Annotated in this window: 22 protein-coding genes; 11 read left to right on the top strand and 11 right to left on the bottom strand. The window is 62.6% G+C overall.

Annotated features, from left to right (window positions below; genetic code table 11):
* The 8 genes from ACZCWR_RS02000 to gspD all read right to left on the bottom strand — a co-directional run bounded on the left by ACZCWR_RS02000 (position 1) and on the right by gspD (position 7,691).
* Positions 1-657 carry a type II secretion system protein GspJ gene (locus ACZCWR_RS02000; protein WP_487302080.1) on the bottom strand — a complete coding sequence of 219 codons (657 nt, stop codon included), beginning with the start codon at positions 655-657 and terminating at the stop codon, positions 1-3.
* Positions 635-1,021, bottom strand: a complete 387-nt coding sequence (gspI, locus tag ACZCWR_RS01995) for a type II secretion system minor pseudopilin GspI (protein WP_487302079.1) — start codon at positions 1,019-1,021, stop codon at positions 635-637. The genes ACZCWR_RS02000 and gspI overlap by 23 nt, the downstream gene beginning before the upstream one ends.
* Entirely contained in the window at positions 1,021-1,503 is a 483-nt protein-coding gene (locus ACZCWR_RS01990; protein WP_487302078.1) for a GspH/FimT family pseudopilin, read from the bottom strand. The genes gspI and ACZCWR_RS01990 overlap by 1 nt, the downstream gene beginning before the upstream one ends.
* Positions 1,504-1,546: 43 nt before the next feature.
* Positions 1,547-2,017, bottom strand: a complete 471-nt coding sequence (gene gspG, locus ACZCWR_RS01985) for a type II secretion system major pseudopilin GspG (protein WP_487302077.1) — start codon at positions 2,015-2,017, stop codon at positions 1,547-1,549.
* A gap of 125 nt (positions 2,018-2,142) precedes the next feature.
* On the bottom strand, positions 2,143-2,559 hold the full coding sequence (locus tag ACZCWR_RS01980) for a hypothetical protein (protein WP_487302076.1): 417 nt from the start codon (positions 2,557-2,559) through the stop codon (positions 2,143-2,145).
* Positions 2,559-3,776 carry a type II secretion system inner membrane protein GspF gene (gspF, locus tag ACZCWR_RS01975; protein ID WP_487302075.1) on the bottom strand — a complete coding sequence of 406 codons (1,218 nt, stop codon included), beginning with the start codon at positions 3,774-3,776 and terminating at the stop codon, positions 2,559-2,561. The genes ACZCWR_RS01980 and gspF overlap by 1 nt, the downstream gene beginning before the upstream one ends.
* 4 nt (positions 3,777-3,780) lie before the next feature.
* Positions 3,781-5,280 (bottom strand): type II secretion system ATPase GspE, encoded by a 1,500-nt coding sequence (gspE, locus tag ACZCWR_RS01970; protein WP_487302074.1) that lies wholly within the window; start codon positions 5,278-5,280, stop codon positions 3,781-3,783.
* Positions 5,277-7,691, bottom strand: a complete 2,415-nt coding sequence (gene gspD, locus ACZCWR_RS01965; RefSeq protein ID WP_487302073.1) for a type II secretion system secretin GspD — start codon at positions 7,689-7,691, stop codon at positions 5,277-5,279. The genes gspE and gspD overlap by 4 nt, the downstream gene beginning before the upstream one ends.
* 588 nt (positions 7,692-8,279) lie before the next feature.
* Between gspD and ACZCWR_RS01960 the strand changes: the two genes are divergently transcribed.
* Both ACZCWR_RS01960 and ACZCWR_RS01955 read left to right on the top strand, forming a co-directional pair.
* Positions 8,280-8,726: a lytic transglycosylase domain-containing protein gene (locus ACZCWR_RS01960; protein ID WP_277186752.1), complete on the top strand. Its 447-nt coding sequence runs from the start codon at positions 8,280-8,282 to the stop codon at positions 8,724-8,726.
* A gap of 141 nt (positions 8,727-8,867) precedes the next feature.
* On the top strand, positions 8,868-10,058 hold the full coding sequence (locus ACZCWR_RS01955; protein WP_487302072.1) for a GTP-binding protein: 1,191 nt from the start codon (positions 8,868-8,870) through the stop codon (positions 10,056-10,058).
* A gap of 164 nt (positions 10,059-10,222) precedes the next feature.
* On the opposite strand, the gene ACZCWR_RS01950 is transcribed toward ACZCWR_RS01955, so the two are convergent.
* Positions 10,223-10,501, bottom strand: coding sequence for an HU family DNA-binding protein (locus tag ACZCWR_RS01950; protein ID WP_487302071.1), 279 nt, complete (start codon positions 10,499-10,501; stop codon positions 10,223-10,225).
* Between the two features lie 296 nt (positions 10,502-10,797).
* On the opposite strand from ACZCWR_RS01950, the gene ACZCWR_RS01945 reads away from it, so the two are divergent.
* The 8 genes from ACZCWR_RS01945 to ACZCWR_RS01910 all read left to right on the top strand — a co-directional run bounded on the left by ACZCWR_RS01945 (position 10,798) and on the right by ACZCWR_RS01910 (position 20,832).
* Positions 10,798-11,832 carry a VTT domain-containing protein gene (locus tag ACZCWR_RS01945; protein ID WP_487302070.1) on the top strand — a complete coding sequence of 345 codons (1,035 nt, stop codon included), beginning with the start codon at positions 10,798-10,800 and terminating at the stop codon, positions 11,830-11,832.
* A 10-nt stretch (positions 11,833-11,842) separates the two neighbouring features.
* Positions 11,843-13,639, top strand: coding sequence for an FAD-dependent 5-carboxymethylaminomethyl-2-thiouridine(34) oxidoreductase MnmC1 (gene mnmC1, locus ACZCWR_RS01940; RefSeq protein ID WP_487302069.1), 1,797 nt, complete (start codon positions 11,843-11,845; stop codon positions 13,637-13,639).
* A 721-nt stretch (positions 13,640-14,360) separates the two neighbouring features.
* On the top strand, positions 14,361-15,563 hold the full coding sequence (locus ACZCWR_RS01935; protein WP_487302068.1) for a cation:proton antiporter: 1,203 nt from the start codon (positions 14,361-14,363) through the stop codon (positions 15,561-15,563).
* Between the two features lie 42 nt (positions 15,564-15,605).
* A complete protein-coding gene (locus ACZCWR_RS01930) occupies positions 15,606-16,721 on the top strand; it encodes a YbdK family carboxylate-amine ligase (protein ID WP_487302067.1) in 1,116 nt (371 codons plus the stop codon).
* 741 nt (positions 16,722-17,462) lie between these two features.
* Complete coding sequence (locus tag ACZCWR_RS01925) at positions 17,463-18,107, top strand: MarR family winged helix-turn-helix transcriptional regulator (protein ID WP_487302066.1); 645 nt, start codon at positions 17,463-17,465, stop codon at positions 18,105-18,107.
* Between the two features lie 164 nt (positions 18,108-18,271).
* Positions 18,272-18,994 carry a glutamine amidotransferase gene (locus ACZCWR_RS01920; RefSeq protein ID WP_487302065.1) on the top strand — a complete coding sequence of 241 codons (723 nt, stop codon included), beginning with the start codon at positions 18,272-18,274 and terminating at the stop codon, positions 18,992-18,994.
* A 90-nt stretch (positions 18,995-19,084) separates the two neighbouring features.
* The gene (locus ACZCWR_RS01915; RefSeq protein ID WP_487302064.1) at positions 19,085-20,197 is read left to right on the top strand and encodes an NADH:flavin oxidoreductase/NADH oxidase; all 1,113 of its coding nucleotides are present in this window, start codon (positions 19,085-19,087) and stop codon (positions 20,195-20,197) included.
* Between the two features lie 161 nt (positions 20,198-20,358).
* Positions 20,359-20,832: an SET domain-containing protein gene (locus tag ACZCWR_RS01910; RefSeq protein WP_487302063.1), complete on the top strand. Its 474-nt coding sequence runs from the start codon at positions 20,359-20,361 to the stop codon at positions 20,830-20,832.
* Between the two features lie 9 nt (positions 20,833-20,841).
* On the opposite strand, the gene ACZCWR_RS01905 is transcribed toward ACZCWR_RS01910, so the two are convergent.
* Together ACZCWR_RS01905 and ACZCWR_RS01900 are read right to left on the bottom strand one after the other, a co-directional pair.
* The gene (locus ACZCWR_RS01905; protein ID WP_487303213.1) at positions 20,842-22,296 is read right to left on the bottom strand and encodes a sensor histidine kinase; all 1,455 of its coding nucleotides are present in this window, start codon (positions 22,294-22,296) and stop codon (positions 20,842-20,844) included.
* A 91-nt stretch (positions 22,297-22,387) separates the two neighbouring features.
* Complete coding sequence (locus tag ACZCWR_RS01900; RefSeq protein WP_487302062.1) at positions 22,388-23,074, bottom strand: response regulator transcription factor; 687 nt, start codon at positions 23,072-23,074, stop codon at positions 22,388-22,390.
* On the opposite strand from ACZCWR_RS01900, the gene ACZCWR_RS01895 reads away from it, so the two are divergent.
* Positions 23,073-23,222, top strand: coding sequence for a hypothetical protein (locus tag ACZCWR_RS01895; protein WP_487302061.1), 150 nt, complete (start codon positions 23,073-23,075; stop codon positions 23,220-23,222). The two genes, ACZCWR_RS01900 and ACZCWR_RS01895, sit on opposite strands and share 2 nt — an antisense overlap.
* The last annotated feature ends 62 nt before the right edge of the window (positions 23,223-23,284 follow it).

Genomic DNA, 23,284 nt, shown 5'->3' with positions numbered 1-23,284 from the left:
TCATTCTCCGACGAGGAAAACACGCGTGATCGGCGCGGCGAGATTGGCCGCGCCGATCGCCACCTGAACGCCCGACACCGCGCGCGGCAGCGGCGCGTTGCCGAGTTGCGGCACCTTCAGGTTGTTGTCGTTTTCGTTGATCTGCGCGGTCACGTCGTTCATGTTCGTGGTCCATCCTTTTTGCGGGATGTACACACGCGCCCGCATCGACCTGACGCCGCCCAGCAACGACACCGAATTCCATCCTTCCGTGCCGCCGGCCAGCGTGCGCCGCACTTCGCCCACGTTGGCCAGCGGCGGCGATGCGAAGCGCACCACGCGCCCATCCGCCAATCTATACCGCACGACCTGAAGACGCGGCGCGGCGCCCGGCGCGAACAGACCGCGCACGATTTGCAGCGAGCCGCCCGCGATCGACACCGCGGCCTGCCCGGCTTCGTCGTCGGTGGCGGCCTGACGCGCGTCGATACGCATCTGGTCGAATAACTGCGCGACCACGCGCTCGTCCTCCATCTGCGCGGTGATGACGGCGCGGCCGCGAATCACCGAGTCGAGTCCGCGCCACGACAACACCGCGATGACCGCCAGAATGGCGATGGCGATCAGCATTTCCAGAAGCGTGAAACCGCGCTGCTTACAGGGAACGATTCGTTTCATTCCCCACCACCGTGACCATTTGCGCGAGATTGCCGGCCCGGCCCGGCATCGAAACAAGAATTTCGACGCGACGGAAAATCGGGTTCGGCGTCGTGCTCACGCGCTGCGTGCACATGAGCTTGAGATTGCCTTGCGAGCAATCAAAGGTTTTCGAGCCGACTTCCGGAAACTCGTGCGAAAGCCGCAATTGCGCGAGTTCGTTGTCGGCGCTCCATCCCGCCAATAGCCGTCGATGCAGGTCCGCCTCGCTCGTCGCGAGCGACGCCACCGCGCGCAGCGATGCCGCCAGCGCCACCGCGATGATCGCCAGCGCCACGAGCACTTCGATCATGGTGAAACCGCGTTGGGAACGATGACGCTTCATCACCGCACCTCGAAGCGGCCATTGCCGCTGCCGATGATCGTCGCGCGCCCGACCGCCGAGACGAGCGTGATTTCCATCGGTGTATCGATGGCTTCGACGCCGAACACGAGACGATCCACCGAGCGGTCCGAATCGAGAAACTGGATAGTCACGCCGGTCACGCCGCCTTCCCACGGACGCGCGCGCAACAGATCGTCGCGCAGCGGACGCCAGCCGTCTTCGGTACGGACATCGAAACGAAAACCGCCTTCGACCGGCTGAAACGCGATGGGCCGCGCGCGCACCTGCGCTTCGTCGCCCGCGGATTCGAACAGCAGCGCGAGCCGCTGCGCTTCCTCGTTGAGATCGGTGCGCGGATTGCGCGTCAGTTGCAGCGACGCGAGCGATACCAGCAATCCCGCGATGACCAGCACCACGAGCATTTCCAGCAGCGTGAACCCTCGATCACGTCGCGCGGCTGACTGTCTGACGTGCCGGTTCACGCGAGCCACCTTACCTTTACCGTTAGCCTGAGCCTACGATCGCCTATTGCCACGAGCCGACATCGGCATCGTTACCTTCGCCGCCGGGCTTGTTGTCCGCGCCGTAGCTGAAGACATCGATTTCGCCGTGCACGCCCGGATTCAGATATTGATACTGACCGCCCCACGGATCGGCCGGCAGACGTTCGAGGTAGCCGCCGTCCTTCCAGTTGTTGGGCACAGGCTCGGTGGTCGGCTTTTGCGTGAGCGCCGCCAGACCTTGTTCCTGCGTCGGATAACGGCCGTTGTCGAGGCGATAGAGCTTGAGCGCCTGCATCACCGTGCCGATGTCCTGCTTCGCGGCGACGCGGCGCGCTTCGTCCGGACGGCTCATGATCTTCGGCACGATCAGCGCGGCGAGAATGCCGAGAATGGCGATCACCACCATGATTTCGATCAGCGTAAAGCCGCGCTGGCGGCGTCCTTGCGTCCGGGCTGCGCGTTCGAGTTGCGCGCGTTGTGTCCACACTTGCATGAGTCCTACCTCTTTATCTGTTTGAAAGTATCGATTTCCAGGCCGCGAGCCCGGCGATGCAACCGCTCATTCTATCGATGCGCTTACATCGCCGTTGCGCCGCATCGACGCACGGCCAACGACGTTCAGCGCACGTAGATCGTCGGGCCGACCGGCATCGCCGGAAGGAAAATCTCCGACTTCACGCCGCCCTTGCGCTCGATGATGATCGACTTCGCCCGCACTTCCGACAGCTTCACGCCCTGCGTGAGCGGTCCGCCCAGCGATACAGCCTTGGCCGGTTCGCCGCCATAACTGACGATTGCCGCCGCGCCGTTCTGCAACGCAAGGATGCCGAACAGATGCACATCCGAATTGGCCTGCCGTTCGAGCTGGCCGCCGAAAATGGTCGCGGCCTGCTCGACCGACGGCGTGCGCGTCGCGGCGGCGGCGGGCAAGGGCGCGGTCTGACGCGAGGTGAGCGTGACCACCCAGTACGTCACGGTCACGCAAAAAAGCGCGAGCGCGGCGAGCGTGAGAAGACGGGTTTGCAGGGCGTTCATTACTGCACCAGGTTATTCAGTTCGATGATCGGCAGCATCACCGCGAGCACGATCACCAGCACGACGCCGCCCATCGCGAGAATCAGCAGCGGTTCGAGCAGGCTGGTGAGGAACATCGTGCGGCGTTCGAGTTCGCGCGCTTCGCCTTCGGAGGCGCGGTCGAGCATGGTGGTGACGTCGCCCGTTGCCTCGCCGGAGCGGATCAGGTGGACCAGCACCGGCGGGAACGTCTTCGTGTTGCCGAGCGCGCGCGACAGCGACGAACCTTCGCGCACGCGCACGATGGCGTCGTCCACGTTGTTGCGCATTGCCGTGTTGCTGAGCGTTTCGCCTGCTGCCTGCAATGCGCGCAGAATCGGCACGCCGGCGGCGGTCAGAATGGCGAGCGTGCTGGCAAAGCGCACGGTGTTATAGCCGCGCACGAGTTTGCCGATGAGCGGCGCCGTCAGCAGCCAGCGGTCGAACGCCATGCGCGGTCCGGGCCGCCGGAGAATGCCGCGCACCATCCACGCGAACAACAGCACGCCGATGAGCGCGACCCACCAGTAACTTCGCACGAAGCCGGAAAGCGCCATCATCATGACGGTGAGGACGGGCAGCGACTGCTTCGTGCTGGCGAACACGTTCACCACTTGCGGCACCACGTAACTCAACAGAAACGTGACGATGCCGAACGCGATGATCGTCACGATGCCCGGATACGTGAACGCCAGAATGATCTTCTGCTTCAACGCGTTGCGCTGCTCGATGTAGTCCGCGAGCCGCGACAGCACGAGGCCGAGCTTGCCGGTGTGCTCGCCCGCCGCCACCAGCGCGCGATAAATCTCCGGGAAGTCCTTCGGATGCTGCGCGAGCGCATTGGCGAACGAATGACCGCCGAGCACTTCGGCGCGGATCGCGGCCATGAGTTCGCGAATGTAATCGCGCTCGGACTGCTCGGTGAGCACCGACAGCGTTTCGCCGAGCGGCAATCCGGCGATCAGCAAACTGGCAAGCTGACGCGTGAGAATGGCCTGTTCGCGCGTGGAAAGACGACGGCCCAGCGAGAGCCGCGTCTGACGCTCGCCGCGCGTGCGCGATCCCGCCGCCTCGACGATCAGCGGCGTCAGCCCTTGCGTGCGCAACTGGCTGCGCGCGGCGCGGGCGCTGTCGGCATCGAGCACGCCTTTTTGCGTCTTGCCGGTGGTGTCGATGGCTTCGAAACGGAACGCGGGCATCGCTTCAGTCTCCGCCCGTCACGCGCAGCACTTCTTCGAGCGACGTTATGCCGGCATCCAGCCAGCGGTCGCCGTCTTCGCGCAGCGTGCGCATGCCCTGCTTGCGGCCGGATTCGAGAATCTCGGCATCGGCGGCATTGCGGTGGATCAGCGGGCGGATGATTTCATCGATCAGCAGCAGTTCGTAGACGCCGCGCCGCCCGACATAGCCCGACTGGCCGCAACGGTCGCAGCCGACCGGATGCCAGTGCTTCTTGCCATCGCCATCCGTTTCTTCTTTCTTGCAGACCGGACACAGTTGGCGGATGAGCCGCTGCGCCAGCACGCCCAGCAGCGACGACGCCAGCAGATACGGCTCCACGCCCATGTCGGTGAGACGCGTGACGGCGGACGCGGCATCGTTCGTATGCAGCGTGGCCAGCACCAAGTGACCCGTGAGCGATGCCTGCACCGCAATCTGCGCGGTCTCCAGATCGCGAATTTCCCCGATCATGATGATGTCCGGGTCCTGCCGCAAAATGGACCGCAACGCACGCGCGAACGTCATGCCGATGCGCTCGTTCACCTGCGTCTGCCCGATGCCCGACAAGTCGTATTCGATCGGATCTTCCACCGTCATGATGTTCGTGGTGGTGGTTTCCAGCCGCGACATGGCCGCGTAAAGCGTGGTGGTCTTGCCCGAACCGGTCGGCCCGGTCACGAGCACGATGCCGTGCGGCTTGCCGATCAGCTTGTCGAACTGACGCAGCGTGTCGCGCGCCATGCCGAGCTTTTCGAGGTTCAGGCGCTGCGCGTCCTTTTCGAGCAGACGCAGCACCGCGCGTTCGCCGTGGCCGGTCGGCAGCGTGGAGACGCGCACATCGACCGGACGGCCGCCCACGCGCAAGGTAATGCGGCCATCCTGCGGCAGACGTTTTTCGGCGATATCCAACTGCGCCATGATCTTGATCCGCGAGATCAGCGCGCCGTGCAGCGCCTTCTTCGGACGCACGACATCGCGCAGTGTGCCGTCCACGCGAAAACGCACGACGGACGCATTTTCGAACGGCTCGATATGAATATCCGATGCCTGTTCGCGCGCGGCCTGCGTCAACAACGCGTTGATCATGCGGATGATCGGCGCGTCGTCTTCGGATTCCAGCAGGTCTTCGACTTCGGGAATGTCCTGCATCAGCCGCGAAAGATCGACTTCGCCTTCCACTTCGCCGACCACCTGCGCGGCGCTGCCATCGTTGCGCGCATAGGCCGAGTTGATCGCGGCGGCGAGTTCGTCGGCGGACTTGCGCACGATCGACAGCGCGCCGAAATTGCGCGCGACTTCGGCCAAAGCGGCATCCGACGTGCGCTCGCTGATCCATACCTCGATGGTGTCCGCGTGCTGATGCGCGAGCAAAATCTGCCCGCTGCGCGCGAAGCCATACGGCACGAGACGCGCGGAGAGCGGCGACGCCGCGGCGCTCACTTGCTCGGTTGCGGTGTCGATCGTGCCGTTGAGGGTGCTCACTGGGAAACTCCCGTCGAACTGTTCGCGCCGTTATTGATCGGCGCGGTACTCGGTTGGTTGTTCGGCACGGCGTAATTGTTCACGCCTGCGCCGTTTCCATTACCGTTGCCATTGCCGCCAATCGGCGCCGGTGCTTGCTGATAAGGCTGCGGCGCCTGACCGGCATTCGGATTCTGCGGCAGCGTCGTGCTCGCGCCCGCGCCGCGCGTCATGTTGTCCCAGTTCAGCATGTTCTGGGCCGGTGCGCCGCCGCCTTCGGACGGGCCGAGCGGCTTGGGCGGCAATTGCGGCACGTCCTGATCCTTGATGATCCGGTTGTCCGGCTGATAGCCATATTGCTGCTGACGCAGATAGTCATACCGCGAATTGGCGATCTGCGTGGCCGTCGACTGATCGCGCACGATCACCGGACGCAGGAACACCATCAAATTGGTCTTGGTGCGCGTCTTGTTCTCGCTGCGGAACAGGCTGCCGATGAACGGGATATCGCCGAGCAACGGAATCTTGCTGTTGCCGCCGGTGTACTGATCCTGCATCAAGCCGCCGAGCACGACGATTTCGCCGTCATCCGCGAGTACGGTCGATTGAATCGAACGCGTGTTGATGGTCACGCCGCCCGGATTGTTGATCGAGGTCTGATCGACCGTCGAATCTTCCTGATAGAGCTGCAGCTTGAGCACGCCGTTTTCGGTGATCTGCGGCTTGACGTGCAAGGTGACGCCGACATCGCGCCGGTCGTAGGTATTGAACGCAGTGATCGCGGACGACGTGCCGGTCGTGCCGTTCGAATACGAACCGGTCTGCACCGGCACGTTCTGACCGACGATGATCTTCGCTTCCTCGTTGTCGAGCGTGATGAGATTCGGCGTCGAGAGAATGTTGGCGTCGGCCGTGGTGGAGAGCGCCTGAAGCAGACCGCCCAGCCCGAAGTAATTGCCGAACTTGTGCAACAGGCCGATGTTCAGGCCGTTTTGCAGAATTGGACTGGACAGCCCGGCCGTGCCGTTCGTCCCGATCGTGTTGGCGGTGAGCGTCAAATCGACGATGTTGCTGTTGCCCGCCCCGAAGCTCGAACCGCCGTACACAGCGTTATTGCCGCCGTTCGACATCAAGAGCCCTTGCCACTGAATGCCGAGGTTGGCCGCCGTGGTCGCCGACAGTTCGACGATCAGCGCTTCGATATAGACCTGCGGACGGCGTGCATCGAGTTGATCGACCACGTAGCGCAGGTTGCGGTAGACCGGCTCCGGCGCGGTGATGATGAGCGAATTCGTCGCGGAATCCGCCTGGATCATGCCGCCGCCCTGATCGCTGCCGCCGTTGCTGTCGCTGTCCTTGTTCGACGAAAACGCCTGATCGCGCGAGCCGCCCGCGCCGAACGGGCTGTTGCCGCTGCCGGAACTACCGCCGCCCAATCCGCCGGGCAACGGCGGTGTGCCGGACATGCCGGTGGACATCGACGACGAATTGCCGAGGCCGCCGCCGCTGTTGCCGAACGAATTCGACGAATTCGAGCCGCTGCTGCTGCTGTTGTCCGAACTGCCGCTGCCGCCCTTGCCCATCATGCCGCGCAGGGTTTTGGCGAGACGCGTGGCGTCCGCGTTGCGCAGCGGGACGACGTGCATGTTGCCGGGCTGGCTCGTGGGCGCATCGAGTTTTTGCGCCAGTTGGCGAGCCGCCGCAAGACGCGCGCTGCTCGATGCGCGGAACATCAGCGAATTGGTGCGTGCGTCCGGCGTGACGACGACTTTAAGCGTGGTGTCCGTGCTGCCGACCGCGCCGGGATCGAGCAGCTTGTTCATCTGTTCAGCGACGTCGAGCGCGTTGGCGTTCTTGAGCTGGAGCACGTCCACCTCGCGGCCCGCCGCCGTATCGATGCCCGCGATGATGCCCGCCACGCGCCGCACGTTGTCCGCGTAATCCGTCACGACCAGCGTGTTGTTCGCCGGATAAGCCGCGATGGTGTTGTTCGGCGAGATGAGCGGCCGCAGCACCGGCAGGATATTGTTGGCCGACTCGTTGTGCAGTTGAAAGACTTGCGTGATGACCTGATCGCCGCGCGCCTGCGGCGAATTGCCGATGTAGGTCGGCACGCCCTGCAACTTGGCGTCCGCTTCCGGCACGACCTTGAGGACGCCGTGATCCTGCACGAGCGCGAAGCCCTGCATGCGCAGCGACGATTGCAGCGTCTTGAGCGCTTGCTCCTCGGGCACCGGATTTTCCGATACGAGGTTCAGCTGCCCCTTCACCCGGGGATCGACGATGATGGTCTTGCCGGTGGCGGCGCCGATTGCCTTCGCGACCTGATCGATGTCCGCGTTGACGAAATTCAGCGTCACCTGCGCGTGCGCGGCGTGCGCCACGATGAGGCCCGTCGCCAGAAGCGCGGTTGCAAGGCGGCGCAGTGCCATAGGTTGTCTATTCATGGATGTGTTGTCTGAGCCGGCCCCCTGCGGGAGCCCGCCAAGCAGCACGTCTCGTCGGGCCGAGCGCGCCACCAGCCGCGAGTCGGGCAACCCGCCCGTCGCGAACGTTCAAAAAAACGTGACGATAGCAGGTCTGTGTAACGAAATTATTCCAATCCGTCCGACAAAACTATGCACCACATGAAACTTGGATTCCAGCGCCTCAAGTCTTCCAAATCCTTTGCCGATAAGCCGGAATAAGGCTTTTCCAGAATTTGTAAGACAATCGCGGGTTCGCATTGTACCTTGCGGCTTTACCTTATTATTCATACGTTTAATTGATTTTTGCAACGATTCGCGCAAACGTTACCTCAATTTGGTCTCGCGGCGTGCATCGAACGTATGTCTGATAGCCAACTTATGGTCTGAGACGCCAGCGGGTATGATACGGGCGGTTCCGCAATCCGGGCGGCATCAAAAAGGGTGGGTTTTCCCGATGACGCCCCGGCCGCGGACGTGTGTTGGTTGGCGTAGGCGCCACGGCGCCGCAACAGCGGCATGACGTTCCGCACGAGCGGATGGAGTAGAAGGAAGATGAAGAGAATCCTGCGTTTACTAGCAATAGGTTGCGGGGCCATGCTGGCCGCCGCGTCAGCACACGCCGACTGTTTTGACGAAGCGGCGAAGTATCAGAAGGTCAATCCGCTTATCCTGCGCGCTATCGCCTGGCAGGAATCGCACAACAAGCCTGACGCCATCAACAAGAACGCCAATGGTTCGACCGATTACGGGCTGATGCAAATCAACTCCATCCATCTGAATACGCTGGCTCAATATGGCATTTCGAGCGGCACGCTGATGGAGCCATGCAAGAGCGTGTATGTCGCGGCATGGCATCTGCGCCAGAAAATGAACAAGTATGGCAATTCGTGGCAGGCGGTCGGTGCTTACCATTCCGAAACACCCGCTTTGCGTGACAAATACTCGTCGCAGATCATCGAGATTCTGCGACGCTGGAAGCTGCTTCAGGCGCAGCGCTGATTCCACGGCGCGCCTTCCCGCCGTTCGTATTTGATGCACAATCCCTGATTCGACGTTCCGGCGCGCTGTTCACCTGAGCAGCGCGCCGGTTCTGCTTGCCGGCATTCGACGGCTTTCCCTTGCCTCGCGCACTTCACTGCAATGAACTCATATCCACTGCCTGTTACCGTGCTGTCGGGGTTGGACGGCGCGGGCATGACTGCGCTTCTCAATGGTGTTCCGGACTCGCTGCGCGTTGCGTCCATTGTGTTCGGCAATGCAGACGAACGGCGCGATCTGCCGAATGGCTGCGTGCGCGTGATGCTCGCATCGAAATCGATGGAAGCGTTGGAGGCCGCGATCGTCGCGCTGGCGCAAGAGGCACGCTTCGATGCGCTCGTCGTCGAATCCGATCCGGCGATCGATCCGATGGACATCGCCGAACAACTTGCCTTCGGTGACGACGACGATGCGACGCTCGAAGGCCGCGCCCAACTCGACACGTTCGTCACGGTGATCGATGCATCCACGTTCCTGCGCGATTACGCCCGCGCGGACGCGCTCGATGACGCCAGCGGCGACGATCGGACCATCGTCGAAACGCTGGTCGCGCAGATCGAGTTCTGCGATGTGGTCGTCATCAACACGACTGAATCGGCTGACGTTGACGAAGTGGAACGCGTGGTCCGTGCGCTGAACCCGCGCGCTCATCTGGTTCGCAGCGAGTCCGGCCGCGCGCCGCACGCCGAATGGCTGAACACCGGCCGCTTCGATTTCGATGCCACCGCCAGCGCGCCCGGCTGGCTCGCGATCCTGAACGGCGAAGAACCCGACGATGACGATCACGTCGCGCATTTCGTCTACCGTGCGCGGCGGCCGTTTCATCCGGAGCGGTTCTGGACGCTGCTGCATCAGGAATGGCCGGATGTGATCCGCGCGAAAGGATTCTTCTGGCTCGCCACGCGCGATGAAGTGGGCGGTTCGCTCTCGCAAGCGGGCGGCACATGCCGGCACGGACCGGCGGGCGTGTGGTGGGCGGCGCAGGATCGCAGCGAATGGCCGACCGACGATCCCGAACTGGAAGCCGAAATCGTCGCGGAATGGTTCGGCGAGCCGGACGACAACAGCGTGGGCGATCGCCGTCAGGAACTGGTGCTGATCGGCCCGAATCTCGATGCATCCGTGTGGCAGCAAAAATTCGATGCCTGTCTGCTCGATGACAACGAATGGGCGCTCGGCAAGGCGCAATGGCAGCAGTTCTCCGATCCGTTTCCCGCATGGGAAATCGACGATCACGACCATGATGACCACGATCACGGCCCCGACTGCGACTGCGACGACCATCGACATTGAAGACACGGCGGCTCGATTCCCAAACACGCGCCGCCACGATGTCCACGGACGAAAAAAAACCCGCCTGTGGCGGGTCTTACTTGAAGGTCTGCTCCGCGCTCGCGGATGAACCTCGAAGGCCGGCGCCGCGCAGCATGGCAGCTGGCGCCACGGCCTTCGCTGGTTTACCGCTTGTTCACTGCGTCCTTGAAGGCTTTGCCTGCCGTGAACTTGACCGTCTTGGCAGCCGGAATCTTGATGGATTCGCCGGTCTTCGGGTTGCGACCCGTGCGTGCCGCCCGCTTGCCCGAACCGAAGCTGCCGAAGCCGATCAGCTGAACGGAGTCACCTTTCGACACAGACTTTTTGATCACTTCGAGCAATGTGTCCAGCGTTTCGCCAGTTTGGGCCTTGCTGGCGCCGGTTTGCGAGGCAACGGCGTCGATCAATTCCTGTTTGTTCATTAAGGTTCCTTTATCAGTTTGGGTTGACACGAACAGCGCGAACGCGCCGATTATACGTGCGCGAGCCGTGCCGTCGAGTGGGAAGGCCCGTCCGGCGTGCCTCTGCGGCAGTTCCACGGCTTCGGCAGCGCTTTTTCGGCGTGGCCTTTCTTCATTACTCCCGCGCCGCCTCCACACGCGGCGCTTGGTATGATAGCGCAGCGCAAACCCATGCACGACAAGGGTTTCAAAGATTTACCCTGATTTTTTCGGGGCATCGGGCAGGTTTCTCGGCGAATAACTCCAGGGTTGCGTCCATGCTGCGAGAGCTGATCATCGAATATGGGCTGCCGTTGGTTTTTGCCAACGTTCTTCTCGAATGCCTCGGACTTCCCCTCCCGGCCTTGCCCACATTGGCTTTGACGGGTGCGATCACGGTCTCGGCGAGTGTCGGCGCGGGCGGTTTTAATGCGCTCGCGGCGGGTTTTTCGGGCGTGTTTCCGGCGTCGGCATTCGCGCCGCTCGTGGCTATCGTGATCGTGGCGAGCGTGGCGGCGCTCATCGGCGACACGCTTTGGTTCTGGCTCGGACGACGCTACGGCAGCCGCGTGCTCGGCGTGCTGTGCAAGCTGTCCATCTCGCGCGATACGTGTGTCACGCGCAGTCTCGACTTCTTCACGCGCTTCGGCGTGCGCATTCTCGCGCTGTCGAAGTTCATTCCCGGTCTTTCGACGTTGGCCATTCCTGTTGCGGGCGCGACCGGCGTGAGCTTCGCGACCTTCCTTCTCTACGACACGATCGGCGCCCTGCTCTGGTCCGGAATCGGCGTGGCGTTCGGCGCGATGTTCGCGGATCTCGTCGATACCGCGCTCGCCTGGCTCGACCTGTTCGGACGCGGCGCGCTCGTGCTCGCGGCCGTAGCGCTCACGCTCTATCTGGCGATGCGCTGGTGGCAGCGCCTGTCCCTCCTGCGCCGTCTGCGCATGGCGCGCATCGACATCCATATGCTGCGCGCCTTGCTGGCGAACGAACCGCCGCCGCTCGTGATCGATGTCCGGCGCGGCGAGCGTCGCGCGATGGACCCGTGGGCGATTCCCGGCGCGCTGCTGCTGCGTCATGACGACATCGCCGCGCAACTGGCGGGCATCGCGCGCGAACGCAAGCTCGTGACGTATTGCGACTGCCCGAACGAGGTCTCGGCGGCGCTGGCTGCGAAGGCGCTTTTGTCGCACGGTTTCATCGATGTCGCGCCTTTGCTCGGCGGTCTGGAAGCGTGGCGCGCGGCGGGTTTCGCGGTCGAGCCGATCGAGCAGGACGCCGCGCCCGATCATTCCACGACTGCCATCGCCTGACCTTTCCTGCATGATCGATTCGACGTCCAACACGCGCAGCGCGGATGCCGCTGCTCTTTTCACCTCGCACGATCTTCCGGCGCGCTGGCGTTCGCGGCGCGTCTTCACCTTCGTCGATACGCATTTCGACGGCGGCGAACGCTTTCTCGCGCTCTGGCGTCGCTGGCGCGATGACGACGAAGCCACGCGTTGCGAGCGTCTGCATGTCGTGGCGCTCGGCAGCGTCGATTCGCTGGACACGCCGCCCGCCGCCCTCGCCGATGTTTGGCCCATGCGCGTGCCCGGCCTGCATCGCCTCGAATTTGATGAAGGCCGCGTCGTGCTCACGCTCGCGATTGGCGAACCGCGCGACATGCTGCTCAAAGTGTGGGCGCGCGTGGATGCGTTTCATCTCGATGCATCGCTCGCCGATGATTCGACGCGCATCGCGAAAGCGCTCGCCCGTCTTGCAGGCGATGGCGCGACCGTCGTTACCGATGCCGATCCCGTCTGGCGCAAGGCACTGACGAACGCGGGCTTCGAATGCAACGACACGAACACCGCCCGCTTCACTCCAAAATGGCGCGTGCGCCGTCACGAACCACCGCTCCCGCTCGACACACCGACGCGCGAAGCAATCGTCATAGGCGCGGGTCTCGCGGGTTGCGCGGTGACTTCACGCCTCGCCGCGCGCGGATGGCGCATCACGTTGATCGACCGCCATGCATCCGCAGCCCGCGATGCATCGGGCAACCCGGCGGGCGTGTTTCATCCGATCGTGTGGCGCGACGACAGCGTTGCTGCACGACTCACGCGCGCGGGATTCTTATTGGCATTGCGCGAATGGCAGATGTTGGAACACGCAGGCCACGATTTACAGCGAACACGCGAAGGCCTGCTGCAAATTGCCGATACCGTGGAGGATGCCGAAGCAATGGCATCCGCGATTCGACGCTTCGGTTATCCGCGCGAATACGTGAACACCATGTCCGACGATGAAGCCGCGCGTCTCGCAGGCGTGCGCGTCACGCGCGGCGGATGGTTCTTTCCGCGCGGTGGCGCAATCTCGCCCGCCGCCGTGTGCGCGGCGCAGCTTGCCTTCGCAGGCAAGCATCTGACGGCGTGCATGAACACGCGCGCGGCACGCATCGAACATGATGGACGGAACTGGCGCGTCTTCGATGAACGCGAAAACGTGATCGCCAGCGCGCCGGTCATCGTGCTGGCAAATGCGCATGATGCCGCGCCACTCGCCAAGCTCCACGGCGACCCGACGCGCAGTGTGCGCGGCCAACTCACGCTGCTCGATTCCACGCCGCTCGATGCCTTGCGCATGCCCGTCATCGGCGAAGGCTACGCGGTGCCGCTTGGCGCGCATCGCACGTTGATTGGCGCGACGTATGACATCGACGATCCGGATCACGAAATACGCGCGGCGGGCCACCTCGAAAACATCGAACGCCTCACGCCGATGCTGCCCGATGCCGCGCATCTCACCGCTGAACCGCACGGCGGCCGCGTCGCCTTCCGTTGCGTGACGAGCGACCGCATGCCGATGATCGGCCAACTCGCCGACGAAGCCCTCGCGCGCCGCGATGCCGTGCGTCTCTCCGGCGCGTGGCCGCTCGATCTGCCGCGCGCGCCGGGACTGTACGGCGCATTCGCGTTCGGATCGCGCGGGCTGATCTGGGCGACGCTCGCGGCGGAACTCATTGCATCGCAGATAGAAGGCGCGCCGTGGCCTGTCGAGCGCGAACTTGCCGAAGCGGTCGATCCCGCACGCTTCCTGTTGCGCGCCCTGCGTCACGGCGATTTCACACGAAGCTAGTTATCCTCGTCAGGCTGTGGATAAGCGCTGCGTTTACGCAAGGAAGACTTGTGTACGCGTTGTGCACGTAAACGGGACAACTCACGTCCACGGTGAAAGCAGCTCAAAGTTGTTCCGAGTTAACCGACATGCGCCAACACCTTCACGACCCGCTTCTGCTTTCGCCAGATGCCTGATTGCAAAACGGAAAAGGACGTTATCCACAGAACCGGCCCACCCTTGTTAACTTCTACTATTTATATATACGGTAAACCTGTAAACACCTGAAGACGTCGCTATCGGCAGCGCGGCTTCAAAACGACGAGAGACTGGCGCGGTCAACCTTGCCGCTTGGAGACACACGCCGGACGTCGGTTTTACTTCAATGGAATCATGCATCTGGACTTGCTCTGTCACGGGATGCGACATATGGCACAATCGCGTCTCTTCCTGCACCCGTGACTAAAACGCCGGGCGCATCAATGGAACGATGATTGCGGCCGATAATCTGAACACCAGCGCCTCGACATCGTTTGCTGTATCCAGCCTGCGCGCAGCGTGTCCGTGAAGGTTGGATACGTCGTCTAATCCGTGCACGGCCTGTACCGTGACGCCGTGTTCGTTCGAATTTCGTTTCGACTGAATGAACCCACGCTCGCATCGTTCCACGAGCGCGCGAATGCGCCTCGGCGACGCGCGGCGCGCAAGGGCACGATAAGCACTCGTAGGAGAAGCCCATAAGATGAATTCGGCATTTTCGTTTTTGCCCGCGTGGCCGCTCGAACCCGACGCCATTCTCTGGGCCGGTCTCGCGCTCGTCACGGCGGGACTCGCCGGAGAGTTGTTGTGGCGCGCGTGGCGTCTGCCGCGCATCACGGGCTTTGCGATCATCGGTTTGATCGCGGGCAACGCCGGGCTCGGCGTGATCGATTCGAGCGCAGGCGGGCTGTCCCGTCCGCTGCTCGATGTCGCGCTCGGGCTGCTGCTGTTCGAACTCGGCGGCCGGCTCGATCTTCGATGGATCCGCCGCAATCCGTATCTGATTCTTTCCAGCATCGCGGAATCGACGTTTACGTTCGGGCTCGTGCTGATCGCGCTGACGCTGCTCAACGTGCCGACGATGCAATCCATCGTGATCGCCGCCATCGCCATGGCGACATCGCCTGCAATGGTCATTCAACTGAAGACCGAACTACGCGCCGAAGGTCAGGTCACGCAGCGATTGCTCACGCTCACCGCGCTAAACAGCGTGTACGCCGTGGTGGTCGAAAAGCTCGCGGCAGGCGTGCTGCATCAGGAGATTTATGGCAACGCGCTGGCGACCGTGCTTCAGCCGTTGTACTTGCTGATCGGGTCGCTGGTGCTGGCGTTTCTGCTGGCGCGCGCGTGCGGCATGCTCGTGCGCCGCCTGCCGACCACCGACGAGCATTCGTTCGTCGCGCTGTTCGGTCTGGTGCTGCTGGCCATCGCGGTCGCGCACATCTTCAAGCTCTCGACGATTCTCGCGCTGCTGGCGGCGGGCATCATCGTGAAGAACGCGGATGAACGGCCGCAGTTGTGGCCATCGCACTTCGGTTCGGCGGGCTGGCTGCTCACGGTGATTCTCTTTGCGCTCACGCTCACGTCGTTTCAATGGCGCGATATCGTGCTTGGCGGGCTGGCGGCGGTCGGGCTGATCGTCGCGCGTTTCGCAGGCAAGCTGATCGGCGTGCTGATCTTCGCGAAACCAAGCGGGCTGAACTGGAAGCAGGGCGTGGCGCTGGGCGTGTCGCTCACGCCGATGTCGGCGCTCGCGTATCTGCTGGTCGACGACATGTACGTGCTCTATCCCGACTACGATCCGACGCTGCGCGCGATCGTCATGTGCTCGATCGTCGTGCTGCAGATCGTGACGCCGTTCGTGGTGTACCGTAGTTTGTCGGCGGTGGGAGAGCGGCGCGAGTGACGTCACGGCGCCGCTTCAGATTGTGAATTTTCAAGAGGCGTCATGGCACTCGAACCTTTCATCAACTCCGAACCTTTCACGTTCGGCGTGGAGCTTGAGATACAGGTCGTCAACACGCACGATTACGATCTGACGCGCGCAGCGTCCGATCTCATGCGGCTCATCAAGGACGAAAAAATCCCCGGCAACATCACGCCGGAAATCACCGAAAGCATGATCGAGCTTTCGACCGGCATCTGCACGACGCACGAGCAGGCGGTGACCGACCTGCGCACGATCCGCGATGTGCTGGTGGCGGCGGCGGATCAGTTGAACGTAGGGCTGGCAGGCGGCGGCACGCATGCCTTCCAGCAATGGAGCGACCGGCAGATTTACGACGCGCCGCGCTTTCAGTACATCTCCGAACTTTACGGATATCTCGCCAAGCAATTCACGGTCTTTGGTCAGCACGTTCATATCGGCTGTCCGGACCCGAACAGCGCACTGTTTCTATTGCATTCGATGTCGCGTTATATCCCGCACTTCATCGCGCTGTCGGCGTCGTCGCCGTACATTCAGGGCGTGGACACGGGCTTTCATTCGTCGCGGCTGAACTCGGTGTTCGCGTTTCCGTTGTCGGGCCGCGCGCCGTTCGTGCTGACCTGGGACGGTTTCGAGGAGTACTTCTCGAAGATGGTGAATACCGGCGTCGTGAACAGCATGAAGGACTTCTACTGGGATATCCGTCCGAAGCCGGGCTTCGGCACCATCGAGGTCCGTGTGATGGATACGCCGCTCTCGGTGGATCGCGCGGCGGCGATCGCGTGCTACATCCAGACGCTCTCGCGTTATCTTTTGCTCGATAAACCGCTCACGCCGAAGGAAGACGATTATCTCGTCTATACCTTCAATCGTTTCGAGGCTTGCCGCTTCGGGATGGAAGGCACGTGCATCCATCCGCAGACGGGCGAGCGGCGCACCATCGCCGAAGACATTCTCGCGACGCTCGACGTGCTCGCGCCGCATGCCGAAGCGCTCGGCTCGCAGGCGGCGCTCGCGCAGGTGGGCGACATCGCGCGTGGCGGCATCAACGATGCAAGCTGGCTGCGTGGCGTGGTCGATCGTGAAAAATCGCTGCATGAAGCCGTCAGGCAGCAATGTCTCGAATGGCGCAGCTAACGTCTCGTCCGAACGTGAGGCGGCTGGAAAGATGGCGAAAGGTTTTTCACAAGTCCTCCGAAGTGCTCATGTAACGGACACTCGTCAACGAACATGGACGTCATTGAAACGCGTGCATGTTCGTCGATGGGAATAAAGCGCTCGCGCCAACGTTTGAAGCAGCGCAATGCAGTCTGTTTCAGCTTCGCTTCGAGCAGACGCAAAGCATGCAATGGCGGCGCAGTTGAAGTAAATCGTTGTGGACAACGCAAAAAAACGTCACAGTCTCAAGGTCTTACAAAAACGACAACCTTGTTGAGAAGACGTGCAAAACCAGTCGTTTAAGCCGTCGCCGCGAAGGCTTTCCGCTTATCGTTTGCCGCATGAGATCCACCGTACAACGAAACACACCACTTTTCCCCGGGTTATCCACAGTTCAGAGTGGATAATTAAGGTGTACGTTTGTTCTGTGTCCTTTAGAATGGCGACTTTGCCGACATCGCGTTATAGTCGGCAAAACAATTGCACCTCAACGCAGGTCATAAGAAGGTGCATAACGAAGAGTGGTGCGATGTCCCCATTCAGGCGTAACGAAATTATCCGGTACGCCTGAATTTTGAGACGGCGGGGACCACGGTCGAGGGCACGCTTCAGAGGGGTGCGACAACGTGCCTCATGAGCGGTTTGTCGAGTGGGGCGTTAGCAGAGGTTCGCGCGAAACGCGCCGTCAATACACAAAAGCGGAACAACAAGCGAAAGACTATGAGTGAAGGCGTATACGGAGAGCAACCGACTGGGCGGGTGACCCACGGTTTGCTGAGGCTGAGCACGGCGATGCGCAGCCAGGCTTGGGAATGGGCGGAAGGCGCGGGGCTCACGCCAACCCAGGGTGAAATTCTCGTTCTGCTGATGCAGCGCAAAGGGCCCATGCGGCTCGGCGAGATCGCGCGCGAAACCGCGCTGACCGCCGCGACCACGAGCGATGCCGTGAGCACGCTCGAAGGCAAGGGTCTGGTGGAAAAGCGCCGCGCGCTGGACGATGGCCGCGCGCTCGCGGTGCGTCTGAGTGCACGCGGACGCACGGCGGCGAAGAAGGCGCTGCAATGGCCGGACTTCCTGGCCAAGGCAGTCGGCACGCTGCGCGAGGACGAGCAGGCCGCGTTCTATCGCACGCTGCTGAAGACCATCCATCAGCTCGAATCGGCGCAGCAGATTCCGGCCCATCGCATGTGTCTGACTTGCTCGCATTTCGAGGCAAGCAAGAATGCGAAGAAGGCGCCGCATTATTGCAAGCTGCTGAAGATCGACATGGCGGACACCGATCTGCGTCTGGATTGTTCGGTATACGAAGAAGCCGACGCGACCACGCAGAAGAAGAGCTGGAAGATTTTCGCCCAGGCTGCCTGAGCACCGGATTCGTCCGGGGCTTCGATGTCTGGCGTTCCCACGCTGTGAGGTGGCGGCGAGTCGGTTAGACTGTGCCCGTCGCGCCTCGCCGCGCGGGGCGGCTCGTCACTGCTGCATCGTTCGAGCCGCGCGCGGCTGCTTGCACTCACGCCACGTACACGCCGATGAAACAAGAAGTCCTGGCGATCCGCCACGTCTATTTCGAAGATCTGGGCAGTCTCGAACTCGTGCTCGGCGATCGCGGCCATCTGGTCCGCTATCTCGATGTCGGGCGCGCACGTATCGATGCGCCCAATCCGCTCGATCCTTCCTTGCTCGTCGTTCTCGGCGGGCCAATCGGCGCGCATGAAGACGCCGCTTATCCCCATCTCGCGCCGCTGCTGTCCATGCTCGAAAAGCGCATCGCGGCGGGCTTGCCGACCATCGGCATCTGTCTCGGTTCGCAGTTGATCGCGCGGGCGCTTGGAGCGCGTGTGTATTCATCCGGCACGCTCGAACTCGGCTGGTCGCCGCTCACGCTGACCGAAGCGGGACGCGCATCGTCGTTGCGTCATCTCGAAAGCGATGGCGCTTCGGTTCCCGTCTTCCACTGGCATGGCGATACCTTCGATCTGCCCGATGGCGCCACGCTGCTCGCATCGACCGATGCATGCAAACATCAGGCGTTCTCGTGGGGCGAGCATGTGCTGGCGCTGCAATGTCATCCCGAAGTGCTGGTCGATCGCTTCGAAAGCTGGCTAGTGACGTATCCGGGCGATCTCGCGAACGCCGGCATCACGGCCGCCGCGTTGCGCGAACAAACCGCGCGCCACGGTCCCGCGCTCGAACGCGCCGCCCGCGCGATGTTCGGCGAATGGCTCGACCGCTTCGCCTGCGCGCAAGCCTGATCGTTAATCGTTACGCGTATCGCACGCGCTGCATCAAAAGAATCGCAATGCTATTCTCGGTCGCTTATTCACTTGCGACGAGCATTCGCCATGAGCGCGCTGTTCACTCCCACGACCTTACGCAGTCTTCACATTCCTAACCGAATCTTCGTCTCGCCGATGTGCCAGTACTCGGCCGTTCGCGGCGAAGCCACCGCATGGCACATGATGCACCTCGGCAGCCTCGCGCTCTCCGGCGCGGGCATGCTCATCATCGAGGCGACGGCGGTGGAACCGGATGGCCGCATCACGCCCGGCGATCTCGGTCTGTGGGACGACGCGACGGAAGCCGCGCTGCGTCCCGTGCTCGCGGCCATTCGTCAGTACTCGAAAATCCCGGTGACGATGCAGCTCGCCCACGCGGGCCGCAAGGCATCGAGCCATGTTCCATGGGAAGGCGGTCAACTCATCCCGGTCGCCGATGGCGGATGGATGACCCACGCGCCCTCGGCCATTCCGCACAAGCCCGAAGAAACGCCGCCGCTCGCGCTCGATACCGCAGGCCTCCTGCGCGTGAAGGAAGCGTTCGCGGCGACGGCGCGGCGCGCGGCGCGATTGGGCATCGACGGATTGGAAGTGCATGCGGCGCATGGCTATCTGCTGCATCAGTTTTTGTCGCCGCTCGCCAATCAGCGTACCGATGAATACGGCGGCTCGCGCGAAAATCGCATGCGCTTTCCGCTCGAAGTATTCGATGCCGTGCGCGCCGCGTTCCCGGATGACAAACCGGTTGGCGTGCGCGTATCGGCGTCGGATTGGGTCGAAGGCGGATGGGGTATCGAGGACACCATCGCGTTTGCGGCGGAGTTGAAAAAGCGCGGCGTCGATTGGGTGGATGCATCCTCGGGCGGCGTTTCGCCCTTGCAGAAGATTCCGCTCGAACCCGGCTATCAAGTGCCGTTCGCCGAAGCGATCAAGGAAGCCACCGGCGTGACGACCGTCGCGGTCGGTTTGATTACCGATCCGAAGCAGGCGGAAGAAATCATCGCGAGCGGCAAGGCCGATTTCGTGGCGATGGCGCGCGCCATGCTCTACGATCCGCGCTGGCCGTGGCACGCGGCGGCGGAACTCGGCGCGACGGTCGCAGCGCCGCCGCAATACTGGCGTTCGCAGCCGCGCGACCAGAAGGCACTCTTTGGCGACACCACGATGGGTCAACGCTGAAAACGCGAAGTGTTGAGATAGAACGCGGCGGGAGTGTACGATACGACGATACGCGATGTTGAATCGAATCATCCACGATCCATCACGCAAAACGCGGGGCCCTCAAGGACTCCGCGTTTTTTTATACCGGTCCACACATTCGTCATTCAAGGATTCGTTCGATGAGTTCACGCAGGGTCGCCGTTCGCCGTTCGGGCGTGCATGGCAAGGGCGTTTTTGCTGTCAGGCCAATCGCTCAGGGCGAGCAAGTGATGGAGTACAAGGGCGAGCGCATCTCGTGGAAGGAAGCCCTGCGCCGCCATCCGCACAATCCGGACGAGCCGAATCACACGTTCTATTTCGCGCTGGACGATGGCAGCGTGATCGACGGCAAGATCGACGGCAACAGCGCGAAGTACATCAACCATTCGTGCGCGCCGAATTGCGAGGCGGAGGAAGTCGAAGGGCGCGTGTTCATCCACGCGCTGCGCGATATCGAGCCGGACGAGGAACTGAACTACGACTACGGCCTTGTCATCGAAGGGCGCATTACCAAGAAGCTCAGGCAGGAATACGAGTGCCGCTGCGGCGCGAAGAAGTGTCGCGGCACCATGCTGGCGCTGAAGGACAAACCGAAGGCCAAGAAGAAGAAATAAACGACGCTTTTATGCAGCGGTCGTCGTGCCTTGCTTGATAGGAATGCGCACGATGAAGCGCGCGCCGCCTTCCGCGCCATCTTCGTAATGCACGGTGCCGCCGTGCAGCGTGATGATGTCATGCACGATGGCCAGACCCAGACCCGCGCCGCCTTCCACGCTTTGACCATCGCCACGGAAAAAGCGTTTGAACAGATCGGGCTGCTGATCCGGCGGCACACCCGGACCGTTGTCTTCCACCACGATCTGGCCGAAGGGGCGGTCTTTGTCGTCGCGCCATGCATCCACGGTCAGCGTGATGTTCGCGCCTTCGACCCGCGACGGCGGCACGTACTTGAGCGCATTGTCGATGAGGTTCGCCAGCACTTCACGCGTGAGCACGATATTGCCGCGCACGATCATCGGATGTTCGTTCTCCGGATCGTCCAACCGCTGAAAGCCGAGATCGACACGCGATGCCAACGCGCGCGGCACCCATTCCGCGCCGGTTTCGAACGCGAGCGCGGCCAGATCGAAGTCTGCAAAACGCGCGGCCTGTTCGCCCGGCTCGGCTCGCGCCAGCGACAGCAACTGATTCGACAAACGCACCGCGCGATCCGCCGACGCGCGCAGTTCCTTGACCGCTTCGATGGACTTCGCGGGATCGCGCGAACTGAGCGCTTGCTCGGCGTGCAGCTTCACGGCGGTCAGCGGCGTGCGCAACTGATGCGCGGCATCCGCGATGAACTTGCGCTGCGCATCCAACGCGGCTTGCAGGCGCACGAGCAGGCCGTTCATCGCGCTCGTGAGCGGGCGAATCTCGCTTGGGACGAGGGTTTCATCGACCGGTTCGAGTGAGATGTGCGTTTGCTTGTTAAGCGAATCCGCGAGATCGGTGATCGGATTCAACTGCTGATTCACCACGCGCCACACGATCACCCAGCCCGCCAAAAGCAAGAGCAGCAGCGGCATCATGATGGCGAAAAGAAACTCCACCGCTATTCGATAACGCGAGCCAACGCGCTGCGCCACTTCCACGACGATCGGATTCCCATGCGGCTGCGGCACGCGAATCTGCGCCGCGCGCATGGCGACGCCCTGAAAGTGCGTCTCGAAGACATAGGCGTAATGAATGCGCCGCACGCTCGCGCCGGTCAGCGGCAGGCCCGGCTCACCCGCGATTTCCTCCTCGCCATTACTGATGCGATAGACGAGCTGTTCCACCGGATCGGAGAACATGGCCTGCGCGAGTGGCGGCACGGTGACGGGCGCATCGACACCGGCAAGCTGGATTTGCTTGCCGATGGCGGTCGCCAAATCCGCAAGCGAGCGATCCACGACGTGCTGCGTGTATTGCCACGCGAGCCAGTACGCCATCAGACCGCTCATGAGCGCGAGCAGGGACAGCGGCGCGGCGAGACGGCGCAGGAGCGTGCGCCGCAGGCTCCCCGGAGTCGCGGATGCAGTGGCTTTCGATCGCGCCAGATCGAGCCAGTCTTCGCGGGCGAACCGTTCGTCGCCCGCGCGGCGGGTGGGAAGTCGCAAAGCGGTTTATCGCATTGGCAGCCTGACGATGTCAGGTCGCCTGGCGAATCTCCTGAAGCAGATAGCCGAAGCCGCGTACCGTGACGATTTCCACCCGTGTGTTTTCGAGCTTTTTGCGCACGCGATGCACATACACTTCGATGGCGGTATCGCCCAGATCGCCGCCGAAATGCGTCAGATGATCCTGCAATTGCGCCTTGCTGACCACGCGGCCATGACGCAGCAACAGCATTTCGAGCACCGCGAATTCGCGCGGCGACAGTTCGAGCGGGCGTTCGTCGTTGAAGATGCGGCGATCGACGCCCGACAGGCGCAAGCCGCCCAACGTGACTTCGGGGCGCGGCACATCGCCGTGCGGGCCGCTGCGGCGCATGACGGCGCGAATGCGCGCTTCCAGTTCCTGCGGCTCGAACGGCTTGAGCATGTAGTCATCCGCGCCGCTGTTGAGGCCTTGCACGCGGTCGTGCAGTTCGTCGCGCGCGGTGAGGATGATGACCGGCGTATGGCGGTTGCTCTGGCGGAAACGCGAGAGCAGCGTCATGCCGTCGATGCCCGGCAAGCCCAGGTCGAGGATCACGAGTTCGTGGCGGTTCTGCGCGAGCGCCTGCTCCGCGAAGATGCCGTCATGCACCATGTCGACCGTGAAGCCGGATTGTTCGAGGCTGCTTTGAATGCCGCGCGCGATGGGGCGGTCGTCTTCGATCAGAAGGATTCGCATGAAGTCGCTCAAGGTGAAATGGGCCGGATTCGATCCGAGCCGTTACTTCCTGCGCGCGCGAGCGTGGTCATTTTTGGATGTGAAGGGCCACGCACGCACGCACACCGTTTCTTTCTGTCCGGACTCGGGCGCTGAACAGGCTCGATAAAGAGCGGAGCACGCTATCCAGACGTTATGCGGTGCTGATTGTACAACCGGAATATGCACGTA

This window comes from Caballeronia sp. A2-2 (assembly GCF_057612605.2).
Note: the sequence above shows the minus strand (reverse complement) of the source record. Positions and strands in the feature narration are given on the sequence as shown.